Source organism: Micromonospora sp. NPDC049114, assembly GCF_040648635.1.
Lineage (GTDB): Bacteria > Actinomycetota > Actinomycetes > Mycobacteriales > Micromonosporaceae > Micromonospora.
This window is the reverse complement of the sequence record NZ_JBEZEA010000002.1, coordinates 1,018,673-1,038,763: the sequence shown is the minus strand read 5'-3', so window position 1 is coordinate 1,038,763 and position 20,091 is coordinate 1,018,673. Positions and strand designations below refer to the sequence as shown.

At 70.2% G+C, this 20,091-nt stretch carries 19 protein-coding genes; 10 read left to right on the top strand and 9 right to left on the bottom strand.

Annotation, left to right across the window (positions count from 1 at the left end):
• The first annotated feature begins 709 nt into the window (after positions 1-709).
• Positions 710-1,660 (top strand): LysR family transcriptional regulator, encoded by a 951-nt coding sequence (locus AB0B39_RS12205; RefSeq protein ID WP_234580884.1) that lies wholly within the window; start codon positions 710-712, stop codon positions 1,658-1,660.
• Between the two features lie 85 nt (positions 1,661-1,745).
• Here the strand turns inward: AB0B39_RS12205 and AB0B39_RS12200 are convergent, their stop codons facing one another.
• The 7 genes from AB0B39_RS12200 to AB0B39_RS12170 are packed head-to-tail and all read right to left on the bottom strand — an operon-like array spanning position 1,746 to position 8,891.
• Entirely contained in the window at positions 1,746-2,414 is a 669-nt protein-coding gene (locus AB0B39_RS12200; RefSeq protein WP_357493147.1) for a DUF402 domain-containing protein, read from the bottom strand.
• A 4-nt stretch (positions 2,415-2,418) separates the two neighbouring features.
• Positions 2,419-3,381 (bottom strand): class I SAM-dependent methyltransferase, encoded by a 963-nt coding sequence (locus AB0B39_RS12195; RefSeq protein ID WP_357574298.1) that lies wholly within the window; start codon positions 3,379-3,381, stop codon positions 2,419-2,421.
• A complete protein-coding gene (locus AB0B39_RS12190) occupies positions 3,378-4,421 on the bottom strand; it encodes a phosphotransferase (RefSeq protein WP_357493144.1) in 1,044 nt (347 codons plus the stop codon). Before AB0B39_RS12190 ends, AB0B39_RS12195 begins: the two co-directional genes overlap by 4 nt.
• A complete protein-coding gene (locus AB0B39_RS12185) occupies positions 4,418-4,951 on the bottom strand; it encodes a hypothetical protein (protein WP_357493142.1) in 534 nt (177 codons plus the stop codon). Before AB0B39_RS12185 ends, AB0B39_RS12190 begins: the two co-directional genes overlap by 4 nt.
• A 46-nt stretch (positions 4,952-4,997) precedes the next feature.
• Positions 4,998-5,834: a hypothetical protein gene (locus tag AB0B39_RS12180; RefSeq protein ID WP_357493140.1), complete on the bottom strand. Its 837-nt coding sequence runs from the start codon at positions 5,832-5,834 to the stop codon at positions 4,998-5,000.
• Between the two features lie 17 nt (positions 5,835-5,851).
• Entirely contained in the window at positions 5,852-8,284 is a 2,433-nt protein-coding gene (locus tag AB0B39_RS12175; protein ID WP_357493138.1) for a radical SAM protein, read from the bottom strand.
• Between the two features lie 55 nt (positions 8,285-8,339).
• Positions 8,340-8,891, bottom strand: coding sequence for a hypothetical protein (locus tag AB0B39_RS12170; protein WP_357493135.1), 552 nt, complete (start codon positions 8,889-8,891; stop codon positions 8,340-8,342).
• Between the two features lie 298 nt (positions 8,892-9,189).
• Here AB0B39_RS12170 and AB0B39_RS12165 point away from each other — a divergent pair, with 298 nt between their 5' ends.
• Entirely contained in the window at positions 9,190-9,855 is a 666-nt protein-coding gene (locus tag AB0B39_RS12165; protein WP_357493133.1) for an HAD family hydrolase, read from the top strand.
• Positions 9,856-9,870: 15 nt separating this feature from the next.
• A complete protein-coding gene (locus tag AB0B39_RS12160; protein WP_357493131.1) occupies positions 9,871-11,010 on the top strand; it encodes an acyl-CoA dehydrogenase family protein in 1,140 nt (379 codons plus the stop codon).
• A gap of 36 nt (positions 11,011-11,046) precedes the next feature.
• Here the strand turns inward: AB0B39_RS12160 and AB0B39_RS12155 are convergent, their stop codons facing one another.
• Complete coding sequence (locus AB0B39_RS12155) at positions 11,047-11,796, bottom strand: PIG-L deacetylase family protein (RefSeq protein ID WP_357493129.1); 750 nt, start codon at positions 11,794-11,796, stop codon at positions 11,047-11,049.
• A 324-nt stretch (positions 11,797-12,120) separates the two neighbouring features.
• Between AB0B39_RS12155 and AB0B39_RS12150 the strand changes: the two genes are divergently transcribed.
• Genes AB0B39_RS12150 through AB0B39_RS12125 form a run of 6 tightly spaced genes read left to right on the top strand, consistent with a single transcriptional unit; the run spans position 12,121 to position 17,103 of the window.
• Positions 12,121-12,906: a hypothetical protein gene (locus tag AB0B39_RS12150; protein ID WP_357574297.1), complete on the top strand. Its 786-nt coding sequence runs from the start codon at positions 12,121-12,123 to the stop codon at positions 12,904-12,906.
• A gap of 7 nt (positions 12,907-12,913) precedes the next feature.
• Positions 12,914-13,657, top strand: a complete 744-nt coding sequence (locus AB0B39_RS12145; protein WP_357574296.1) for an HAD family hydrolase — start codon at positions 12,914-12,916, stop codon at positions 13,655-13,657.
• Positions 13,654-14,334, top strand: a complete 681-nt coding sequence (locus AB0B39_RS12140; protein ID WP_357574295.1) for an alpha/beta hydrolase — start codon at positions 13,654-13,656, stop codon at positions 14,332-14,334. Before AB0B39_RS12145 ends, AB0B39_RS12140 begins: the two co-directional genes overlap by 4 nt.
• 29 nt (positions 14,335-14,363) lie before the next feature.
• Positions 14,364-15,302, top strand: a complete 939-nt coding sequence (locus AB0B39_RS12135; protein WP_357574294.1) for an amino acid ABC transporter permease — start codon at positions 14,364-14,366, stop codon at positions 15,300-15,302.
• Positions 15,299-16,069: an amino acid ABC transporter ATP-binding protein gene (locus AB0B39_RS12130; RefSeq protein WP_357574293.1), complete on the top strand. Its 771-nt coding sequence runs from the start codon at positions 15,299-15,301 to the stop codon at positions 16,067-16,069. Before AB0B39_RS12135 ends, AB0B39_RS12130 begins: the two co-directional genes overlap by 4 nt.
• Positions 16,070-16,125: 56 nt before the next feature.
• A complete protein-coding gene (locus AB0B39_RS12125) occupies positions 16,126-17,103 on the top strand; it encodes an ABC transporter substrate-binding protein (RefSeq protein ID WP_357574292.1) in 978 nt (325 codons plus the stop codon).
• 40 nt (positions 17,104-17,143) lie between these two features.
• Here AB0B39_RS12125 and AB0B39_RS12120 read toward each other — a convergent pair whose 3' ends face one another.
• Positions 17,144-18,439, bottom strand: coding sequence for a homoserine dehydrogenase (locus tag AB0B39_RS12120; protein ID WP_234580912.1), 1,296 nt, complete (start codon positions 18,437-18,439; stop codon positions 17,144-17,146).
• A gap of 315 nt (positions 18,440-18,754) precedes the next feature.
• On the opposite strand from AB0B39_RS12120, the gene AB0B39_RS12115 reads away from it, so the two are divergent.
• Entirely contained in the window at positions 18,755-20,047 is a 1,293-nt protein-coding gene (locus tag AB0B39_RS12115; RefSeq protein ID WP_357574291.1) for a hypothetical protein, read from the top strand.
• The last annotated feature ends 44 nt before the right edge of the window (positions 20,048-20,091 follow it).

Genomic DNA, 20,091 nt, shown 5'->3' with positions numbered 1-20,091 from the left:
GCGCTTCGAGCCGGGACAACGCGCTCCGGGGTGCCTTGAGTCCCGCCTGACCGGGCACTGTGAATTTTGGAATGCCTGCTCGGCTGTGACTGGCCGCAGGGGCCCAATTCCGTCGACAGGAATGGCGTCCGTTCGCGGCGAGTGGTCGACTCGCCGAGCCGGGCTGCGGTCTACGGCTGTACGAGCCGATTCGGCGACCGGTCCGCGCTCAACAGGCGAAGGATGGACGTCAATGTCAAGCGGCCCTCTTCGAGTGGCTAATAAAATCTGACCGGCGTCGACGCCGCCCAGACGTCGACCCACGCACACGAGTCCGTCGGGCAGCCCTCCGTCGTGCCTGGACGGTCGGTCGGTGCCCCGTTCTGCGGCGTCCGGGTCGGCAGGTGGTGGTCGCCACCTTGAAATCTCGAAACGCGAGACGTCGGCTGGATCGTCTTGCGCCGGCCGGGCGTGCTCTGGAGACTACCGGGAGTAGCCCTGGCAGGCCGACTGCCCGTCAGGGCGAACGTTCACTGATACGGGGGCGCTACGTGGACATGTCGTTGTGCGGAATCACCGCGAGACCAGACGTCGACCACGGCCATTCCATGCCGTGAGCGCGCGGTCAGCCTTCGTACGTCGTTGACGCCTCCCTGCCGAATGCCCGATGGCAATTCGGTCGTCACGTGTGCCCTCAGGAGGTGCATTCCGCTGCTCAAATGGAGGAATAGTGCAGGATCTCAGCCGACTGCTCGCGCTCGTCGCGGTGGCGGAAACCGGTTCGATTTCTGCGGCCGCGTCAAGACTCGGTTATACGGCCCCCGCCTTGAGCCAACAAATGGCCAAGCTCGAACGGGAAGTTCGAATGCAGTTGCTCGTACGGCACCGCCGGGGCGCGCGGCTCACCGCTGCCGGTGAGCTGCTCGTGCAGCGGGCGCGCGAGATCGAGGCGATCCTGCGGGCCACCGAGACCGACCTGATGCAGTTCCTCGAAGTGTCGGAAGGGCAACTGCGCATCGGCACCTTCACCACGGGCGAGACCCAGTTCCTGCCCGACGTCCTGGCCGAGTTGCGCCGCAGGCACCCGACCATCGCCCTGTCCATGCAGGAGTTCGACCATGCCGACGGGTTCGAGCGATTAGCCGAGGGCGACATCCATCTCCTGCTCACCCCCTCGTACATCCACGGTCGACCACCTTCCGTGCCGGCGGGGCTGAGCTCGGAGGTGCTCCTCGAGGAAGAATTGCTCCTGGTCGCCAACGAGGGGCATCCCCTGACGGCGGAGCGCATGCCCCTGCACTGGACAGCGCTGGCGGGTTTTCCCCTCATCATCGGGCGGCGTGGCCTGGCTTCGCGTGAGGCGTTGGAGGCGCTGTTCGCGAGCCGTTCGATGCCCCCTCCGGTGGTCGCGTTCGAGACGGCGGACTATGCGATGGCGTGCGCCCTCGCCGGCAGCGGGGTCGGCGTCGCCTGCGTGCCGAGGATGGCCGCCAGGGCGAGCCGCGCGCCGATCAGCGTCCGGCCCTTCGCGGCTCCGCTGCTCAGACATGCCATCAGCCTGCTGTGGCGTACCTCGGACATCACGCCTCTGGTGCGTGCGGCCCGCAGCGTGTTCCGCGAGACCTTCGCCTGCGGCGGGGGTGGGGAGGCGCGGGATGCGCTCGTCGCCTCGGTGCACTGACCGGACCGCACCCTCGCCCCCTGCTCCGATCAGGCCGTTCCCCTCGTCCGGCCTCGCCGGTCCGACCGGCGATGCAGGTCCGGTCTCAGCCGGAGTGCTCGCCGACGCCGAGTCTTGGCAGGGACCAGCGCGGGTCGAGGTGGGGCACCGGCCAGTTCGGGTCGGGACGCCAGTCGGTCCAGCGCACGTCGAACGGGGGATCGCGCCGCAGGGCCGCCCGGCTCAGTGCCACTCCCTCGGCGCGCATCGACCGGACGCTCTCCGGCGGCACCAGACCCCGGCTCGTCAACTGGGCGAGATCGCCCTCGTCCTTCCAGGTCGCCGTGCCGTCCGGGGCGACCCGGAGATCAAGGGCGTAGTCCATGTACTGGACGGTGGCGCCCGCACGGACGTACGGGCGCTGGAAGTTCACGTACCAGCCGAGGTGCGCGCCTTCCCGATCCCAGCAGACCCAGACCACGTGGTGCAGGCCGTGCGGCATGAGCCAGAGGGTGTTCATCCGCCAGACCCGGTCGATGTGCACCCAGTCCGACCGGACGAGGCACTCGGCGATCCGCTCGCCCCGGTCGGCCGGAGCCGGCCTCTCCGGCGGGGAGTCGGGTGCCCGCCACTCGGTGCCCGCCGGCATCCACAAGACGAGGAGATCGCCGTCGTCCCGCACCGCCGTCATCGGCCGCGCGGACCACACCCGGTCCCGCCAGACCTCCTGCACCAGCACCTGCTCGCCAGGCGTCCACCGCCGCGGTGCCGTCATGGCCTCACCCCTCCAACTCCGCAAACCGGCCGATGGGGTGCGGTGAGAGGGCGACGGCGCCCCTCGCCTGACAATCCTTCGCCACCTCGACCGCGCTGACATCGGCCAGCACCTGGTATCCCGTGGAGCTGGCCAGGGTGGCCAGTTCCCGGGGCGAGGAGCCCCAGACGAAGGGTTCGCCGTTGCGTCGTACGCTCGCCGCCATGCTCGCGACGGCTGCGTCCCGAGGCTCAGCGAGATGCCGCGCCTCCCAGTAGTCGAGCACGACGGTCAGCCCAGCGGTGAAGAACCCGCCGAGCGCCTCCAGGGTGGCGGAGATCGCCTGCTCCTGCAGGTAGTAGGTGACCCCGCTCCACGCCACGAAGGTGCGCCGGGTGCCGTCGAGCCCGGGAACCTTCCGCAGCACCTCGTCGAGCCGCTGCTCGGCGAGGTTCGCCGGGACCATCCGCAGCCCGGTCACTCCGTCGGGGCGCAGCCGGGCCACCCGGGCCCGCTTCAGTTCCTGCGTGGCCGGCTGATCGATCTCGTACACCGTCAACCCTTCCGCCCACTCCGGTCGGCGCAGCGCGAAGCTGTCGAAGCCCGCGCCGAGCAGCAGGTACTGCCGCGCTCCACGGCCGCAGGCGCGGCGCAGGGCATCCTCGGTGTGACGGCCGCGCAGCAGCACGTGCGGCGCCGCCACCGAACCGGCGCGCATCCACCAGCGGATGGCGCCCTCCGGGTTCCGGTCGGCCTGCGGACCGCGTACCGCCGACGAGCCGAGGACGCTCCCGCGGAAGAAGGCCCACTCCTGCTCGCTCAGCAGCTGCGCGGCGACCGGGTCGACGTGGACCGGCGCTGGCTCGTGAGCGGTGTGGAAGGCTCGCATGAACGCGTTGCCCAGCGCGGTGGAACTGGCCCCGCCGGTGCGGGGACGGTCACCCCTGGCCGCCGATGCCGCCTTGCGGGAATCCTGCGGGTCGTTCACAACGCATCGAGTTCGTCGAAGGCGTGATGCCGCACCAGGGCCGCCGTGGCCCGGCGGACGGCGGCGTCGTCGGGGACGCCCGCCCCGTAGGCCGTGCGCAGCGCCACCCGGCGCAGGTAGTGGTAGAGCAGAGCACAGCGGTAGTCGCTCAGCAGCACGTCGGCAGTGATGCCAGGCACCGCGACAGTCAGCTCCCTCCGGTAGAGCTCGAGCAGTTCCACGTCGTCGGCCTCGCTGTTGGCGACGAGGAAGGCCAGGTCCAGCGGTCCGCGGGCACGGGTCGCGGCCTCCCAGTCGATCACCCGGATTCCCGGCTCCGCCGGATCGGCGGGGAACAGCACGTTGCCCGAGTGCAGATCACCGTGGACGACGGTCACGGGGGGCGCGCTCAGCGCCCGCAGCAGGGCCGGCGCCCGCTCGGCGAGGCGTGCGGAGCCGGACCGCACCTCGGCGGGCAACCAGCTCGCCTCGGCGACGGCGGAGAGTCCCGCCGAGCGAAAGGTTCCCACCAAGAAGTCCGCGCGGGCCGGGGCGGCCTCGTCGGGCAGCCACCGCCACTCGTCCGGGACGCGGTCCCACCAGCGGGCATGGAACGAGGCGAGGGCCCGGACCGCTCGCTCGCTGTCGGCGGCGGAGAGCACGGCGCGGGGCGGCAGGGTTCCCTCGGCCATGTCGTCGAGGACCAGGACGAGAGAGGTCCCGCGGGTCGCAGGGCCCCAGCCGCGCAGCCTCGGCAGGCGCAGCAGTTCGGTGCCGTGGACGCCGTCCGGGCTGTGCACGTGACGTTCCACGGCCGGCAGACCGAGGCGTTCCTTGAACGCGCGCACGCCGTCGTCGGCCGGCGGGAACTTGACGATCAGGTTGCTCGGCCGCGCCGGGCGGCCGGGGCCGGACGCGTTTGCGGCGCGGCGCACCCGCCACACGTGTGGCGCACCGTCCACCGGTTCGATGGTCAGTTCCTCGTCCGCGCCGATCTCGGATCCGGGCAGGGCCGAAAGGATGGCCGCGTCGAGCGCCTCGGGGGTCAGGCGCGTGGTCACGACAGGATGGCCCCGAGGGCCGCGTCGTGGGCCCGGACGGCCCGGACGATCTCGTCCAGATGCCCCTCGTCGTGCGTGCAGGTCGACTCCGCGACGACGCGGCCCACCGGCACGACATCGCCCCAGGCCGTGCCGGCCACGGGGAGCGCCAGGAATGCGTCGTCGAGGGCCTCCACCTCGGCACGGATGCGGCGTCGGGCCCTCGTGACGATGTCGAGGATCTTGGACACCGGTACGCCCTCGTAGGCGCGCAGTCGTTCAGCGTTCGCAGCGTCGATGTCGAAGTCCGGCCGACGGTTCGTGCTGCCGGCCGCGGCGAGCCGGCGCAGCTTGGCCATCTGCTCGTCCACCTCGTGTTCGGGATAGTAGACGGCGAGGTGGCAGAGGGTGTCCCGGACGGTCCACGTGCCCACCCCGGTCGGCAGGTCGGCGATCTCGTCGACGACGGACGCGACGGACTCGATCCGCCTCCGCTGCTCGTCCATCGAGGCCAGCAGCTCGGCCCTGGTGCAGCTATCGGTGATGGTCATCGAGCGCTCTCTCTCGGTAGGGTCTGTCGAGCAGGCGAAGCCCGGGTCAGGAAGCGACGGACGCGTCGCCGGTGCCCGGCCAGCGCAGGCTCAGGGGGCGTGACGCTGTCGTACGCACCTGCCGCCAGAGCATCCACGTCTCGGGCCGGGCCAGCAGGCTCCTGCGCACCCACGCGCGCGGTTCGTCCGCCGACTGTTCACCCGCCTCCCACGGCGCACGTCGTCGCAGCCGCAGCAGCAGGCGGCGCCCACCCGTTCCGTCCTCGGGTGTCACCCGCCAGGTGAACACCTGTGCCCGGGCGAGGCTGACCATGCGTGGCACGGGAGCCGGGGCGCTCTCCTCGTCCGGCCCCGGCAGCAGCGGAAGACCGTCGACGCCGACATCGGCGTAGCTGACGAACAGCCCGCCCTGGTCGCGCGCGGCGCGCAAGGACAGGCTGAAGCCTCGGCCGGGCGTGGTCCACGTGGAGTTGCGGAGCCCGTAGTGGCGCATCACGGGCAGCATCGCCTCGTGGACGAGGATGGTCTGGCGCAGCCCGAGGAAGTCCAGGTGGACCGGGCCCACCGTGTGGGCGTGCAGGTGCGCACCGACGAGCAGTACGGGACGGTCCGTACGGGCCGCCGCGGCCAGCTCCGGCAGACCCTCGACGCGGACGAAGGACCCGCGCTCGTCGTCGGCCAGACTCAGGTACCACTGTTCGTCGGCGGCCTTGTCGATCCACGTGTCGTACCAGCGGTCGACGAGCGGCGGGTTGGTGGCGGCCGGCAGCCCGGCCGCCACCATCGCCGCCCGGACCTGGGTGCTGACCTCGGAGCGGATCCCTTCGCACTCGTGCGCGATGCGATCCCGCTCCGACTGCCAACTTCCACCGCTCCGGGCCATGGCACCCACCGGGCTTCCTACGCCTGGGCCAGGCGCAGCAGCTTGGGGGCGTGCTGCTCGATGACCGGCCGGACCGGCTCGCCCAGACGATCCACCAGGGTGGTGAGCTCGCGCTGGACGTCCTCGGGCATCCGGCGCTTGAGGGCGTAGCGCAGGCTGTGCTGGACCGTCCAGTCGGTGAAGCCCTCGGCCTGCGCGAAGGTCGCGATCCGGGCGGCGGCCAAGGCCTCCTCGGGGGTGCCGAAGTCCGCAGCCATCCGCAGTCCGAGGTGCAGGTACGGCGCGTTCTCCTCGTTGAGGTAGTCCGTGAGGGCACGGGGATTCCGCCCCTGGTCCCGGAGCACCCGGTGCACGTCGGTCATCGCCCGGTGCTTGAAGGTGATCTGGTCGATCGCCGCCTTGAGCCGGAGGTCGAGGGCGTCGAGCACCTCGTCGTCGATGGTGCGCCCGGGCGTCCGCCGCCAGGCTTCGACGGTGCTGGCGAAAAGGGCCACCACACCGAGCGCGGACGGGTGGTCACCACCGTTGGTGCCCAGCGTCTCGACGATCGAGTCCACCCGGTCCGCGGTGGTCCGGATAGCTTCGAGGGCCACTGCCGAGACGATCGGATCGTCCGGCATGACGTACTGGAGGAGATCGATCGAGCGGCCGGAGCCGTCGGGCAGGGTGTACGGCTTGGTCGTCACCTGGTGGGCGCCGTGCTTGGTCAGGTCGATGCCGGGTGCCGCCTTGACCAGCGGGTGCACTGCGACGGAGATGCCCGTCTTGTAGGTGATGAAGTCGAGTAGGCCGTTGAGGACGCCGGCGAGGTCGCCTTCCTGCACCAGCGGATAGAACGGGATGGCGGTGATCCGCATGTGCAGACCCGCGTCGTGGCCAATCTTGGGTGCCTCGAGGATGTGCTCCCAGCTGTAGCGGGGCTTGAACTTGCCGATCTGGCGGGCGACCCGCTCCACCGGGGTCTCCAGCCCGAGCAGCATGGCCCGGAAGCCGACGTCGCGCAGGTCGAGCATGATGTCGGGATCCACCTCCATCGGCACGGTGGAGACGTAGATGGTCTTGCCCTGGGTCGGCTCGTTCTCGCGCAGCGCCGAGATCAGGGACTCGACGTGTGAACGGCGCAGCAGGAAGTCGTCGTCCTCGAAGATGTACATCTGGAGATCGGGGTAGGCCGCCGCGGCGCGGTTCATGGCGCGCACGGCCTCGCTGCCGTCGTAGAAGTAGAGCTGCTCGCCCCACTGGGTGAGCTGGCAGAACTCGCAGGCCCGGGGACAGCTGCCGAAGACCGTCATCATCTTGATGGCGTTCGGACGGTGCACGTAGTTGCTCAGGCTGAGCGTGGAGCGGGCCCGCGCGCCGGTCTCCCGGCCGGACTCGTCGGTGCTCGCCCCCGCGTCGATCTGCGGAAGTTCGGCGAGTTCGAGCGGGATGTTGAGGTCGTCGGGAGCGCAGACGTCCATGATGTTGGTGGGCGTCCAGTACTTCGTGTCCAGCTCCATGAGCTTGACGTCGAGGCCGCCGGAGAACACCCGGCGCTCGAACTCGGTCAGCTTGACGACCCGGGTGTCGTGTACCCGCACGGCGTCGCCGGTCCGGTCGGCCAGGTGCAGGTTGGGGATGTCGCGGAAGAGTTCCAGGGCGGGCCGGTTGTCCCGGGGCCCCTCGTACGCGGAGGAGAAGATCATGTCCGCCTCGCTGGTCTCGCCGTGCGGTCCGACGACGACGTCCAGCGGGGTGTACTCCAGGTATTCCCGGCGGCAGAAGTACGAGCTGTAGCCGGCGCCGACCAGGCGGGGCACGTAGCCGCGCTCCTCGTGCCGGCGGCACTGCTGGTTGAGGAAGTACATCGACTCGATCTCGGTCTGGGTGAAGAAGTTCGAGGTCGAGAAGAGGAAGTAGCAGCGCTCCCCGAACTGGTCGAGGGCCGCCTCGCAGGCCTCGAACTCCGAGTCGCCGAGTTCCAGGTTGAAGGCCTTGACCTCCACGCCGAGCAGGCCCAACCAGGACGCCACGTAGAACGAACCGATCGGGGGCTGGATGCCGAGGACGCGGCGCGAGCGGTTGCCGACCGTGCCGCCGCGCACCGGGTACTGGCCGCCGACGTTGGGTACGAAGATCGCCGCGGGACCGTCCTCCAGCGGGCTGCGGTCCAGGTCGTAGATGGAGCCGTCCGCCACCGTGAGAGCCAGCAGGTTGGCGGACACCCGGGCGTAGGTGCGGTTGTCGGTCTTGTCGAGGCGCTGGATGGCCTTCTTCACCATCGGCGTCAGGGAGCCGAGTTCATCGAGACTCTCGATCGGCAGCTCGGACAGGCCACGGGCGAACAGATAGCGCTCGGGGGTGGCGAGTCTCGCGAAGCCCTCCTTGGCCACCTTACGGTCCAGCCGCTCGGTCTCGGTCTCCAGGTAGGTGCGGTCAAGACGCTCCTGCTTGCCGTTCTGGAACAACAACGAAGACTCCTCGGGTCGATCGGGTTGTGCCGCCGAGCGGCGCACCGAGCGGACGTCAGTAGTGGCGGAACTTGCTCGTGTACCAGTCGGTGAATCGCTCGATCAGCGAGTTCAGTTCGCTCTCGCCGGGATGGGTGCGCCAGTCCCATCCGCTGTCCAGCCCGTTCGCGTCCACGAGGAGCTTCTTCAGCCGGAAGCCCGTGACCCGCCCGTCCGCCGGGTCGTCCGCGGTGAAGTAGGCGAGCGGCTCCTGGTGACCGGCGTCGAAGGGCGTGTGGACGTAGATGTAGGGCCGGAAGCCGATCTGTTCGCGCAGTCCCGGCAGCGGTGCCGGGGATGAGGCGAACAGCTCCGACAGCGGCTCGTGGATGCGTAGCGAGCCGGGCAGCGAGCACAGGTGCGGATGGAAGGCGTAGTCCTCCTCGGCGAACGCCGACGCACCGCCGCCGCCGCGACCGTGCTCGTAGAAGACGGGGGGCGCGTCGTACACGTCGCTGTAGAAGCCGGTGACCAGAGACTGGAGCGTCTCGATCTCGGGGAACCACTCCTCGAGAACGTCGTCGAAACAGCGCAGACGAAAAGGCGTGTCATGGCATGCCCTCGTCATGATGGAAAGGTAGCCCTCGACCACCTGCCCGACCGGTGCCAACAAGTAGAAATTAGGTGTTGAGACCAGTAGCTGGCTGGGCGATATAGCGGCTGGAAAACAAAAGAGACACCGTGGTCCGTCCCGACTTCTCACATCGACTTGCACGACTCCCCCTGGCGCGGTGTAATGACGGGAATCTAGCGCCCGTTTCCTGGTAGGTCCACGCCGGGTCCACATTTTGGACGGTGGTATCAGCATTGCCGAAGACTGATGAAAGATTCGATTAAGTGTGTTGCTTGTGGATACCGTGAAAGCTGTGCTCTTCGATCTCGACGGCACCCTCTTCGACTACGACGGATCGGTGACGGACGCCTTGCTGGGCTGGCTTCCCGAACTGGGTGTCGACCCCTCCGACGACGTACTGGAGCTGTGGCGGAGGCTGGAACGCGAGCACTATCCCGCGGCACATCGCGGAGCCATCAGCTGGAGCGAACACAGAAGGCGGCGGCTGCGGGAGTTCCTCGTCGCCCTCGACCGCCCGGTCGACGAGCCGTCCTTACTGGAGGTCTTCGCCGGCTACCTCGACAGTTTCGAACGGGCCTACCGGCCCTACCCGGACGCCGTCCGGGCCCTGACCCGGGTCCGCGCCGCAGGTCTCGCCGTCGGGGTCCTCAGCAACGGCTCCACCGGGCGGCAGACCGGGAAGCTGCGGGCGATCGGACTGCTCGGCCTCTGCGACGTGGTCTGCGTCTCGCAGGACCTGGCCGCCGCCAAACCGGACCCCGACGCGTTCCTGCGCGCCTGTGCACGGCTCGGGCAGCCGCCCGGCGCGGTCCTCATGGTCGGTGACAACCACGAGTGGGACGTCCGTGCCGCCCGCGCGGCCGGGCTGCCCGCGCTTCACCTGGACCGCCGGGGTGACCGCCCCGAAGCGGACCCCCACCGGATCACCACGCTCGACGCACTGTTCACCCCCTCATAAGGAGTTGGTCCTCAGATGAATCCGCTGCCGGAGGAAGCCGGCGGGATCACGCCGTGGCTGGAGCGGGTGGCCGGGCTGGTGCCCGCCATCCAGGAGGCCCGCGACACCGTCGAAACCCTGGGCCACCTGCCACCCGACCTGGTGGCGCGGCTTCGGGACGCCGAGCTGTACCGGTTGTGGGTGCCCCGGTCCCTCGGTGGCCACGAGGTGCCACCCGCCGTGATGCTGCACGTGGTGGAGGAGATCGCCCGGCACGACGGCTCCGTGGCCTGGTCCATGATGGCCGGGGCCAACTCGGCGCTGCTCGCGGCGCGGCTGCCCGAGGCCGGCGGCAGAGAGATCTTCGGCGACCCGCTGACCGTGGTCGCGGGATCGCTGCACACCGCAGGCACGGCGGTCCGGGTCGACGGCGGCTACCGGCTCACCGGCAGGTGGCGGCTGGCCAGCGGGTGCGCGGAGGCGAGCTGGCTCATCTGCTCCGCCTCCGTCACGGATGAACCCGACAGCAGTGGTGCGCACATCTTCTTCGTACGGGCCGCGGAGAGCGAGGTCATCCACGAGTGGAACGCGGTCGGCCTGCGTGGCTCGGGGAGCAACGGCTTCCGGGTGACTGACGTCTTCGTCCCCGAGCACCGGCACATCGCGCCGGGCGCCGAACTGGTCGTGGACGGCCCGCTCTACCGGAGCTCCATGGCGCACTTCATCAATCCGCCGTTGGGTGCGCTGGCCCTCGGCATCGCCGAGGACGCCATCGGCTGCTTCCACGAGCTGGCGCAGAAGAAGACCGCCCGCGGCAGCGACCTGACCCTCAGCGAGCGCGGCACCGTGCAGGAGAAGGTGGGTACGGCCAGGTCCCTGGTGCGCTCGGCCCGCGCCTACCTGCACGCGGCCACCGCCGACATCTGGCGCGTGGCGGCGACGGACGCCGACATCCCGCACGAGCTGACCGCGGAGATCATGCTCGCCACGGCGACCGCGGCCAAGAACGCGGTGGAGGCCGTCGGCATCCTCTACACCGCAGCCGGATCCAGCTCCGTGGTCGAGTCCAGCAGGCTCGCCCGCTGCTTCCGCGACGTCAACGTGGTCAACCACCACGACGCGGCGTCGCTGCAGGTGTTCGAGCGGGTCGGCCGCTACGCGTTGACGGGGCGGTAGCGGCCGTAGGTGGTCTCCGCGAGCCAGGGACCGGTCCTAGTCCGCGGAGACCACCCGGAACGACTCCGCGTACCGTCCCTCGGGAAGCCGCCCGGCGCGGGCGATGGTCGCCGCCCACCGTCGTACGTCGGCGTCGAGCGCCTCCGGATCGGCGTGCTGGCTGGCATGGCAGCGCAGTGCCGCGCACTTGGCGTCGAGGGTGGCGGTGATGTCGACGTACGTGTTCGAGTCGCGCCCCGTCATCACCCAGATCTCGGCGACCCGCCACGGATCCAGCCCGCCTGCGGCGAGTTCGGGAAACGCCCGCGGGTTGCGGGCATCGGGGTATACGGCGCTGAACAGCGCCTCGCCCACGGCGAGATGGTCCGGATGGGAGGCGCGGATCCGGTCGATCTGTCGTACCGGTGAATGCGTCACCACCCGGTGTGGACGGTGCGTGCGCAGCACCCGGGTCAAGCAGCGGCGGAGGGCCGGAGACGGTGTCAACCGCCCGTCCGGAAGCCCCAGGAAATCCACGTGCCGGACGCCGACCGCCCGTGCCGCGGCCTGCTGCTCCGTCCGGCGTGCGGCGGCGACCTCGGCCTTGGGCAGCGCGAGGTCGGAGTGACCGGAGTCCCCGTCGGTCACCACGCAGTAGCGGACGTCCTCGCCCTCGGCGACCCACCGGGCGACGGCGCCCGCGGCGCCGTAGTCGACATCGTCGGGATGCGCGGTGACGACAAGCGTGCGGCTGCGCACCTCCGTCTCGCCGGCGAGCGGGGAACGCGTATTCGAGGACTCGGCCATGCCTTCACACTAGGTCGGCCACGACTCCGGCATAAGCCGGTGAAGCAGGTTTAAGAAAATGTCGCCAACAGCCGTCACGGTCCCTTTCATCAAACAATTCATATGCTGGGAACGGTCATTGACACCGCCGGGTGTGTGCCGTGTAGGTTCGCCAGACCACGCCTTTCACGCCACGTGCTCGCGGCACCATTTACAGAACAGCGCCCGGGATCCCGATGAATGAGCGGCTCGCCTGCGTTAATGCAGGGGCCGCCGTCTCCTGCCATCGGAATGTCCGGCACCGGGCCGGCGTGAACACGGACCGACGTACAAGGAGACCGGCGCATGCCGACTGCCCAGGACTGGGAAGTCACTGTCATAGACACCGGGCGCGAGCACGCACAGTTCGAGTCGCTGCGCCACCTGACCCACGGCGACATGGCCATCGTCGTCCTGCGCGATCTCTTCCCGGCCGTATCCGTCGCCGACCAGGCGGCCCGGATCCAGGAACTGCTCGCCGTCCCGGAGACCGCGCGGCTGCTGCACGCTCCGGTCGCCGACTTTCTCGACGAGATCGAGTCGTACCACGAGCGCGCCGAGCAGGCCCGCGCGGCGCTGGCGCGCTCGGGCGTCGACCTGCCGGCCCGGACGCGGGAGGCCCTGCGGGAGTCCTTCGGGCTCAGCTCGGTGGAGGTGGCCGTCGAGGACGGTCAGGGCGCCTACGGGGAGGCCGCGGTCCGGACCCGTGTTCCGGGGCCGGCCGCGGGGCTCGCCAGCCACAACATCATGCGCGACGGCGACGGCACCAACATCGCGCTCACCTACCTCGCCTACCACCTCCAGTGCGTCGTGGTCGTACGCGCCGCCGCGGGCGGCGGTGAGTTGGTCGTGCACGACCGTGCCTGGGAACCCGGCGACGAGGCCCACCGCACCGTCGACGGCACGGGCTACACCGACGTGGTGGCGGGAACGCGGGCCGACCGGTACGTCCCCCGCGACGGTGACGTGATCCTCTTCAACCCGGACCGGTACCACCGGGTCACCCCGGTCAGCGCCGGGGAACTCGTCACTGTGGAGTTCTGCCTCGGCTTCCGGGACGACCTGCTCGACTACGCCGTCACCTGGGCCTGACGCCTCGGTGGACAACCCGCCTCCGCCCGCGGCCCTGCTCCTGTGGGACATCGACCGCACCCTGGTCGACTGTTCCCTCGTCACCAGGGGTGCGTACGACCGGGCCTTCCGACGGATCACCGGCCAGCCGCTCGGCCGCGTTTCCGACATCGCGGGAGCCACCGCACGGCACATCGCGGTGCGGGCGCTCGCCAGGCACCGGCCGTGCACAGCCGATGCCCTCGTGCGGCGACTGCTCGACGCGGTCGACGACGAACTGGATCGGCTGGGGGAGGAGCTGACGGCAGCGGGACGGGCCATGCCGGGCGCTGCCCGAGCGCTCACCGCGCTCGCCGGCTGCCCCGGCGTCCGGCAGACCGTGCTCACCGGCAACACCCGCCGGTCGGCTGCGGCAAAGCTGCGCGCGTTCGGCCTCGACCGGTATCTGGACCTGGCCATCGGGGCGTACGGCGACGAGGCCGAGGAGCGGGCCGCGTTGCTGCCGCCGGCTCGGGAGCGGGCCCGGCGTGCCCTCGGCGTCGACTGCCCGCCGGCTCGAGTGATCATCGTCGGGGACACCCCCCGCGACATGGCCGTGGCCAGAGAGCACGGGGTCCGGGCGGTGGGAGTGGCGTGCCACCCGGCAGACGCGGGAGGGCTGACGGCGGCCGGCGCCGACGTGGTCCTGCAGGGACTCGCCGACACGGACGCGGTGCTGCTGACCTTCGGCGGGCTACTGCGGCAGCGGTTCGCGGAGCGGCCGAGCGGATGACTCCCGTCGTCCTGCTGCCGGGGCGCTGGCACACCCCGCGCCATTTCGGGCCGCTGCGCGCCGCGCTGCGGCGCCACCGGATCCCCGTCCACACGCCGCGGCTCCAGCGCGGCTCGCTCGCCGCCGACACCGTCCACGTCCAGCGGCTCGTCGACACGCTGCCCGAGCCGCCCGTGGTCCTCGGCCACTCCTACGGCGGTTCGGTGGCGACCGGGCTGCGCGGGGTGGCCCATCTCGTGTACGTCGCCGGATTCGCGCTCGACGTGGGGGAGTCGACCGCCGACGTGGGCGGTACCAGCACCCGGCTCGCGGCGGCCGTGACGGAGAGCCCCGACGGCACCACCCGGCTGCTGCCCGACCGGGCCGTGGAGGTGCTCTACCACGACTGCGCCGACGACCTCGCGGCGAGCGCCGTGTCCTGGCTGCGTCCGCAGGGCCCCGGGTACGGCCGGGCCCGTCCGACGCGCCACGCCTGGCGTGAGACCCCGTCCAGCTACGTCGTCTGTGCGGCCGACCGGGCCCTGGACCCGGCGGTGCAGCGCGAGATGGCCGCGCGGTGCGCCGAGCGCCACGAGTGGCCGGTGGGGCACTGCCCCATGCTCAGCCGCCCCGACCTCGTCACCGATCTGCTCCTCGGCCTGACCGCATCAGGTACGCGCCGGGCCGACCGCGGGTGATCCGCCCCGCACTACCACGAGGAGTCCCATTGGATCTCGGTGCACGATGGCCTCGCCGGCCCGGCGCGACGCTGGCCGAGGCGCGGCGAGCGACGAACCTTCCGGACGGGCCGGACGACCTGGACGCGCTGCCGCGCGTACCCGCGCCCCGACCGTGGCGATGGGTGGCCGGCGCGGTCGGCCTGGTGCTCGCGGCTCAGTTCGGGCACGGCCTGGTGACCAACCCGGCCTGGGAGTGGGGGACATTCTTCGACTACCTGCTGAGCGAGACCGTGGTCTCGGCGGTGTGGGTCACCGTCCAACTGGTGCTCGTGTCCGGGGTCCTGGGGTTCGCGCTCGGCAGCCTCATCGGGGCGATGAGGCTGTCCCGCAGCCGGATGCTGCGCGGTGTGGCCGGGACGTACGTCTGGGCGCTGCGTTCGGTCCCGCTCATGGTGCAACTGCTCTTCTGGTTCAACCTGGCCTACCTCTACCGCCGGATCGGTCTGGGCATCCCGTTCGGCCCGGTCCTCGTGTCCGTCGACACGCTGCACCTCATCGGCACGATGGCCGCCGCCGTCATCGGGCTGACGCTCCATCAGTCCGCGTACGCCGCGGAGATCATCCGCGGAGGGGTGGCCTCCGTCGACCCCGGGCAGATGGCGGCGGCGGAAGCCCTGGGCATCCCGCGGCTGCGCCAGTGGCGCCGGATCCTGTTGCCGCAGGCGATGCGCGCGATCCTGCCGAACGCCGTCAACGAGATCGTCTCCCTGCTGAAGTCCACGTCGCTGGTGTCGGTGATGGCGATCGGTGAACTCTTCTACCGCGTCCAGATCCTGTATGGACGCAACGGTCGCGTCGTACCGCTGCTGATGGTCGCCACTGTGTGGTACCTCGCGCTCACCACCGTGTTGACCCTTGTGCAGCACCGGGTGGAGCGCCGTTTCGCCTGGGTCGGCTCCGACGGCGACGGGCGGGCCGCCGCGTGAAGGACGAGACCCCGGCCCTGGACGTACGCGGCGTGCACAAGGCGTTCGGCGGGACGGAGGTGCTGCGTGGTGTGGACCTCCGACTACGGCGCGGCGAGAGCGCGGCGGTGATCGGCCCGTCCGGCGCGGGCAAGTCGACCCTGTTGCGCGCCATCAACCACCTCGAGGCCCCCGACCGGGGACACGTCCTGGTCGACGGCGAGCTGATGGGCTACCGCAGGCACCGCCGCGTCCTGGTCGCGCTCCGGGACCGGGAGCTGCTGCGGCAGCGTACCCGGATCGGCTTCGTCTTCCAGAACTTCAACCTGTTCCCGCATCTGACGGTGACCGAGAACATCATCGAGGCCCCCGTGGGCGCGCTGGGCGTGCCGCCCGCCCGGGCCCGGGAACGGGCTGCCCGGCTGCTTGCCCGCGTGGGTCTCGCCGACCGGGGCGGGGCCTATCCGCGTCAGCTGTCGGGCGGGCAGCAGCAGCGCGTCGCCATCGCCCGGGCCCTCGCCCTGGAGCCGGTCCTCCTCCTCTTCGACGAACCCACTTCGGCGCTCGACCCGGAGCTGGTGAACGAGGTGCTGACGGTGATCAAGGACCTCGCCCGGGAAGGCACGACGATGGTGGTGGCCACGCACGAACTGGGCTTCGCCCGCGAGATCGCCGACACGGTGATCTTCCTGGACGGCGGTGTCGTCGTCGAGGCGGGTCCGCCCGAGCAACTCCTCGACGCTCCTCGCCACGCACGCACCCAGGCGTTCCTCGCCAAGGTCCTTTGACCGCTCCACCCCCCCCCATGACCCGTACCATCCGACACCCACGTCAGGACCCGCGAATGAGACACCCGTCAGGGCGCGTCGCCGCAGCCCTCACCGCCCTCTCCTGTTGCCTCGCCCTCGTGGTGACCGGCTGTGCGAACCCCGAGTCCGAGAAGACCGCGCCTCCGGCGAAGGCTGCCGACGGCACCCAAATGAACCTGTCCCCGAGCCAGGACAGGCTGCACGCCCAGCGCATCGCGGCCATCGCCGACTCGGTGCCCGAGGCGGTCCGCGAGGACGGGTTCCTGGACATCGTCAACCTCGCCGGCACCGAGCCGCCACTGAGCTTCTACGCCACCGACAACCAGACGGTGATTGGTGTGGAGCCCGATCTGGCGACCCTGGTCGCGGACGTGCTTGGCCTGAAGCCGCGCTTCCACACCGTGTCGTGGGAGAACATCTTCATCGGCCTGGACAGCGGCAAGTACGAACTCGCCATGACCAACGTGACGGTGACCGAGGAACGCAAGGATAAGTACGACTTCGCCACCTACCGGGCCGACGAGGTCGCCTTCGAGGCGCCCCGGGACGCGGACTGGACCGTGCGCGGCCCGAACGACGTCGCCGGCCGGACCATCGCGGTGACCGCCGGTACCAACCAGGAACAGCTCCTGCGGACGTGGGACCGGCAGAACCGCGCGAAGAACCTCGATCCGGTCACCGTGAAGAACTTCCAGAATCCCGCCGACTACTACCTGGCGCTCGGTTCCGGCCGGGTCGACGCCTACCTCGGCCCCGGTCCGGCGGGTGCCTACCACGCCGCCGCGAGCGGCAAGACCAAGGTGATCGGCACGTTCTCCAGCAGTGGCGATGGTCTGGAGGGGCGGATCGGTGCCACCGTGCGCAAGGAGAACGGCATGATCGAGCCCGTCGCCAAGGCGCTCAACGTCGTCATGGCCGACGGTACCTACACCGAGGTGCTCAAGAGGTGGGGGCTCCAGGCGGAGGCCCTACCGAAATCGGAGGTCAACCCGCCGGGCATCCCCCGGTCCTGACGCATGGTCGCTGTGCCCCGCTCTCCGAGCGGGGCACAGCTCACGCCTCCACGATGCGGAGGATGCCGCCGACGCCGAGGACGCTGTCGAGACTGCACAGTTCCGCCACGGCCTGCCTCATCGCGCCTTCCTCGGCACGGTGCGTGATGAAGACGACACGCGCCTTCGAGGCGCGGTCCTCCTGGGTGATGGAGCGGATGGACACCTGGTGGCGGCCCAACACCCCCGACACCTCGGACAGGACGCCCGGCGCGTCGGTGACCTCCAACTTGAGGTAGTGGGGGTGCGCCAGCCGTTCGGTCGGTCGCAGCACCGCGGAACTGCCGAGCGGAACCCTCCGGTGGGTGCCGCGTCGCAGGTGGTCCGCCGCGGTGACCAGATCGCCGAGCAGAGCGGACGCGGAGGGCAACCGTCCGGCGCCGTGACCGTAGAACATCTGGTCGCCGGCCGCGCCGCCCTTGAGGAACACCGCGTTGTACGTGTGGCGCACGTTGGCGAGGGGATGGTTCTTGTCCACCAGGGCAGGGAAGACCTGGACGCCGATTTCGCGCTCGCCGGAGCCGGCCGCCCCGAAGACCTCGGCCTTGGCGATCGATTTGATCACGTATCCGAAACGCGCCGCGATGTCGAAGTCGTCGCGATCGAGCTTGTCGATACCCTCGCGCTCGACGTCGTCGACGGCGATCGCGCGTTTGAAGGCGAGCGAGGCGAGGATGGCCAGCTTCGACGCGGAGTCCGCGCCCGTCACGTCGTTCGTGGGGTCGGGCTCGGCGTAGCCCTCCTCCTGTGCCTGGCGCAGGGCCTCGGCGTAGCCGAGCCCCTCTTCGGACATGCGCGTCAGCATGTAGTTGGACGTGCCGTTGACAATGCCGAGCACGCTTGTGATGTCCTCGCCGAGGAACGATTCCCGGAGTACGCGCAGGATCGGCACGGACGCGACGGCGGCAGTCTCGAAGAAGAGATCTACGCCGCTGGCGTCGGCCGTGGAGTACAGCTCCGGGCCGTGCTTGGCGATCAGTTCCTTGTTGGCGGTGACGACCGGCTTGCCGGCGCGAAGCGCGGCGAGCACGTACGTGCGGGCGGGCTCGATGCCGCTCATCACCTCGACCACCACGTCGATGTCATCGGCGTCGGTGATCGCCCGCACGTCGTCGGTGATGAGCGGGGTCAGCAGGCCCGAGCGCTTCTTCCCCGCGTCCCGTACGGCGATGCGCTTGAGTATCAGATCGATGCCGCTGATTTCCTGGATATCGGGAGCCCGACCCAGGAGAAATTCGGCGAAAGCCGCTCCGACGTTGCCGCAACCGAGCATACCCACGTTCACGGGACGATCCATGGCGGGAGCATATACGCCTGCATCGTCCGGTCACCGCCGCTCTGCTGCGCCGTCTTGGATGGTGAAACCGGCCGCAAAGAAAAAATCTTCTGCGTGGCCGCTCGACGGCCGTCGGCGGGGAGTCGGTCGGAAGAGGCGGAGCCCGCGGGCGACCAGTTGGGGACGCCGCTTCGGGCGGATCGGCCGTAAAGCCGTACTTATGTCTGCCCCAAGAAAACGTCACTACTGGCCGCTGTCCGGGCGTGCTGGAATGAAGAGCGCTGCTCGGCGTGCCGGGCCGCGCAGCCATCTCGCCATCGTCTTGGAGGAAGCCCGGTGCGGGTCCTCGTCCTGGAATGCGCCCTGTCGTTGGACGTCAATGCCGCCATGATCGCTGACTACGCCGATGTCGCCCGACGACACGGTGATCTCAGCCTGACCGTGCTGACCAGGGAGGGTGTGCGGGACAGGTTGGCGGGTGGGGTTCCGGAGGAGGTCGAACTCCTCGAGGAGGTGCCCGACTACTTCACGCCCGGCGCCGTCGAGCGACGGGCCATGGAACTGCTCCGGAACTCCTCGTACGACCTCCTGTTCGCCCCGCGGGAGGGGGACGTCGTACGAGCCGCGCGTATCCGGGAGAAATTCGGTATCGAGGGCCAGGACGTCGAGAGCGCACGGGCGTACCGCGACAAGCTGGAGATGAAGCGGCGGGTGGCCGCCGCCGGTCTCGACGTCTGGCCCTCGTACCGCGTCGACGACGCGGTCGACTTCTGGAATGCCGTCGACGAGCTGGGATATCCCCTCGTCCTCAAGTCCCGGTCCGCCTGGGCCGGCGAGACCGCGGCTTTCGTCTACGACGAATCAGGCGCGCGGCAGGCAGCGTCGGACTGTTTCGGCCGGCTCTCCGCCGATGTGCCCGCGCACAGCGTCGCCGAGCCGATGGCGGGTTCGGTGATGTACCACGTCGACGGAGTGCGCCATGACGGGGAGTTCCTCTACCTCATCCCGTCGCAGTACTACGGCTTCGGGACCGGGCGCGCTGTGGGCGAGCACGTCGGCTCCTTCGGTTCCGTCATGCTCGACCCGGCTTCGGCCGTCGGCCGTGGCCTGGTGGAGTTCGTCGAGGCGGTCGTGGCGGCCCTGCCCAACGCCCGGACTTCCGCGTTCCACGCCGAGGTGTGGGGCGACGTGAACGGCAGGCTCCAGCTCAACGAGATCGCCGCGCGCGCCGGCGGGCACTTCACCATGACCAATGCGGGTGCGGCGACCGGTCTCCTACCCGACAAGCTGTGCCTCGGGCTCGCCACCGGCATGAAGCCGGAGCAGTTGGGCTTCGTCGGAGAGGAGCACATCCGGCCGGTGGCCGGATTCGGCCTGCCGTACCGCGCCGGCAGGGTGGTGACGCTGCCCGACCGCTGCGAACTCCCCTCGGTGCTCAAGTTCGTCCTGCCGGAGTGGCTGGTCCCCGGCGCGACGATCCCCCTTCCCACGAGCTGGTTCGACACCATCGGAGACGTCACGCTGACCACCCCCACCTACGACGGGTTGCGGCCCGAGATGGAGCGGGTCGTCCGCTGGGCGGAGGACGCCATGAAGATTCAGCCCGACGAAGCCGGCCTGATCCGCTGACGCCGTCGGGCGACCGGCGAAGCGGACCGGACCTGGCGGGAGCA